Raw genomic sequence first — 3,288 nt, 5'->3', positions numbered from 1 at the left:
GGCATTAAGAGCCTGATGGAGATGCTCGCCTTTTATTCGATTCCCTAAATGGGATGAGAATAAAAAACTAAGACAGGCCTGCACTTAGATATCAACATCGGTTTAATAATCACCTTCTGTCGATGCTCGCAATGCAAAGATAAGGCTTATTCAACCACATTTTTTAACTTACATAATTATTCTCTGATAATTAGGGGGCTGAACCATACTATATCGAATATAAAATAATCGATATTGTCGCTGGTGATTTTGATTCAAACAAACACTTTTCGAGATGAAATCAAAATGTGAAGAAGATTTCAAAAAAGGTAGACTCACTCGGCTCAAACAAGTATTTAGAGATTTAACTGAAATGCAAATCGAAAACAAAGATTTTAGATTCAGCAAATATCTACAAGAAAAATCAGGATACGAGGTTAATATTTTTCAAGCTTTCTTTCAACGAATTGACAAGATCATAAAACAAGGAAAAATCACAACTAACAATCAATACTATGAAATAAGCAGTTTGGTCAATCAGATGATATCAGATAAACAGATAAGTGAGAACGAAATAAAAAATTTGAATAAATTGATGATTGATTATGAAAAGCGAATACCTATCAAATAACAAAGCCGAACACATAACAGGATGCGATAACTCCATACCTCGTTCCTCGGAACGGAGCATGCATCAGAACCGTTCTATTTCATTAAATAACCAAATTCAATAAAATATATGTCTGATTTTATACTAAAACTATGGCCAAAGAATGAAATCACTCAGAGTAAGAGTGAAGCAATCAAAAGTCATCTAAAGATGGCAGGTTTAATTGGTGAAGAAGTTAACCATTGGAATGGAAAATCAAACCGTGCTACAAAGGAACTTAAAAATTATTTGGATTATGACTTTGAAGATTCAGGTCAATACTCTGAATCATTAGTTATAAAAATTAGCGAAAATGATTACGGCGTTCGAGACGGTCAAGATGATTATGAAACCTTCGACAGAAAGAATGTAGTTTCTATTTATGAAGGTGATGGCTCAATTATTAATTAGTCAAAATTCAATAAACTATTGAGTGAAATTACAGGCGACGAATATGAAGGTGGTTGGGAAATTCTTTAAAAAACTAAACAGTAAGGGAAAAGTAAAACGAGATAGAACAATGTACATGAGATAATGCTTCCTATCGGTCGCACTATCCATGTACTCACCGTTATAGCCAATTCATGAAGCCTTTCATTATTTATAAGAAAATCTAACAGAATCAAATCATAGAAATTTCCTTACTTTTGAATCAATGTTGATGAGAACTGAAGATCACAAGTAAGGTGTAGGAATGTTTTGCTTTATCGGTAGCTAAACCGTTCTATGAAAATTCATTCATACTCATCAAAAAGTATGTTCAAATGGTTCTACATTGACTTTTCATTAAGTAGATTCAAAAGTACTTTGTCAAACACTTTAAACCATGAAATATTACTTATCAATAATCCTCCTATCTTTTTCCTTGTTGTCTTGTATGTCTTACAAGAACAAGAATGATTTAAGGAAATTGTCATTTAAAGAATCACTCCAGAGAAATTTAAACAATATTCCTCCAGCTGCTGATGTAGTTTTTGTAAGTTCTTCTTGGGATACATTATCTTTTGAACAATGGGATAGTATTCAGTCATTAGGGAATTATACTTTAGATGAATACGTCAATAAAGAGCAAATAGTGAAAGCTTTCTTAGTTAGAAAGTCGAAGAAAAGAGATAAAAGAAGAACAAAGAAACTGATTAAAGCTATAGAAGAACAGAGTGGAATCGCAATGCAAAACGAGAGTTCGAGTAAAACTGAAATACCCTCAATTAATATAAATTGTAATGATTTGGATGTTCTTCTGGATGAAATTTATCTAAGAGATCAAGGTATGCGAATGCAGAATGATGTACATAATATTAACGATAGCATTGAACAACTAAATCAGCATTATATTATCAATGTAATTGAGAAATGTAACTTTCCTGAAGGCAATTATTTCAACAAGCAAAATGTGCTTACCATTTTGCTTGTGATACAGCATGGATCTAAGGAACAAAGAGCAACTTACTTTGAAAAATTTAAGCAGGCCAAGGAAATTGGATTACTTTCAGGAGGTAATTTAGCTACCATGGAGGACAGAATGCTTTTAGAAAACAATCTTCCGCAAAAATACGGAACACAATTAAGAGCAGTATTTCCTGGAAAGTATGAGGCTTTCAATCTACTTTCGAAAGATAGTGTTGATTTTTATAGAAAGTCTGTTGGCCTCGAACCTCTGGAAGTATATATAAAAAATTTTAATAATTGATTTATCGTCAAATTATTATATAAGTTCAAGCTTTATGAATGTAAGTCCTCAAACCGAATCAAATGAAATTGAAATGATTAAACTGACATTCAGTAAAAGCTTAATATTGATTTTTAGAATATTAAGGAACTGGCTATAACACGCTTTAACACGTCATGGCTGCTATCGCGACGCCACGACGGTTACAGCTATCACGTTATATCCCATGAAGAACTAATACGAATGAGAAAAAGTAAATGAAAGAACAATTAGACATACTTGAACCAATGATTGGCAAATATTTGTCGTATATTTTCTTCCAAAGAATACAGCAAAAACCATTTCCCAAACTAAAAAGTGAATTGCTAGCTTACCAAAAATTTTGTCTTGCATTTAACGGTGAAAAATCAACGACTCAATATCTCTACACAATAGAACTACTGTATATCGAATTTCAAAATCATGATAATCCCTTCAAACTTAGAATTAAGGAAGAGAATATATTCGAACCAAAAATACGATCAGGAATAAAACTAGAGCAAGATTACAATTCAACTGTTGAAATTGGATTTAAAATTGGTTCAATTTATTTTTATGAAGATGATCAAAGATGGAATGTTAAACCAGGTTTTAGTCAGGTTGACGAAATATTGTCTAAAGGTTTAATCGGATCTACAATAATTATTAACGATGAAACAGGATTAAGAAATATATGGATTAGCACTTATGAAATTCCAGGCGAACAAGCTGAAAATGAAACAAGTGTCAAATTCCAAATTGGGAATATATTTAGTGAAAACAATTTGATCACAAACGACAAAATGAAATTGTTAGGGAAAATTGGAAAAGCACCAGAATACAAATAGTATCGAGTAGGTAAAGGGGACTCTCACCCCTAAACCTCTCACAGAACCGTACGTGAACCTCTCAGCTCATACGGCTCTTCATGCTCATTCTTTCGAATCGAATACGCCACTAAACTCATTCCTTC

Annotated in this window: 4 protein-coding genes; all 4 read left to right on the top strand. The window is 32.4% G+C overall.

The annotated features are described in order from the left end of the window. Window positions 1-274 precede the first annotated feature (274 nt). The gene (locus tag L2567_RS20700) at window positions 275-610 is read left to right on the top strand and encodes a hypothetical protein (protein ID WP_235299773.1); all 336 of its coding nucleotides are present in this window, start codon (window positions 275-277) and stop codon (window positions 608-610) included. 108 nt (window positions 611-718) lie between these two features. After that, window positions 719-1,039, top strand: a complete 321-nt coding sequence (locus L2567_RS20695) for a hypothetical protein (RefSeq protein ID WP_235299772.1) — start codon at window positions 719-721, stop codon at window positions 1,037-1,039. Between the two features lie 499 nt (window positions 1,040-1,538). Beyond that, window positions 1,539-2,318 (top strand): DUF6624 domain-containing protein, encoded by a 780-nt coding sequence (locus tag L2567_RS20690; RefSeq protein WP_235299771.1) that lies wholly within the window; start codon window positions 1,539-1,541, stop codon window positions 2,316-2,318. Window positions 2,319-2,554: 236 nt separating this feature from the next. Then, window positions 2,555-3,163, top strand: coding sequence for a hypothetical protein (locus tag L2567_RS20685; RefSeq protein ID WP_235299770.1), 609 nt, complete (start codon window positions 2,555-2,557; stop codon window positions 3,161-3,163). Window positions 3,164-3,288 lie beyond the last annotated feature (125 nt).

The sequence above is a fragment of the Portibacter marinus genome, assembly GCF_021533195.1.
Classification (GTDB): Bacteria; Bacteroidota; Bacteroidia; order Chitinophagales; family Saprospiraceae; genus Portibacter; species Portibacter marinus.
This window is presented reverse-complemented; position numbering and strand designations above follow the sequence as displayed.

Bases quoted from the DNA above. Each gene is read 5' to 3' on its own strand.
- L2567_RS20685 (WP_235299770.1), top strand. From the start codon at position 2,555: ATGAAAGAACAATTAGACATACTTGAACCAATGATTGGCAAATATTTG.
- L2567_RS20700 (WP_235299773.1), top strand. From the start codon at position 275: ATGAAATCAAAATGTGAAGAAGATTTCAAAAAAGGTAGACTCACTCGG.
- L2567_RS20695 (WP_235299772.1), top strand. From the start codon at position 719: ATGTCTGATTTTATACTAAAACTATGGCCAAAGAATGAAATCACTCAG.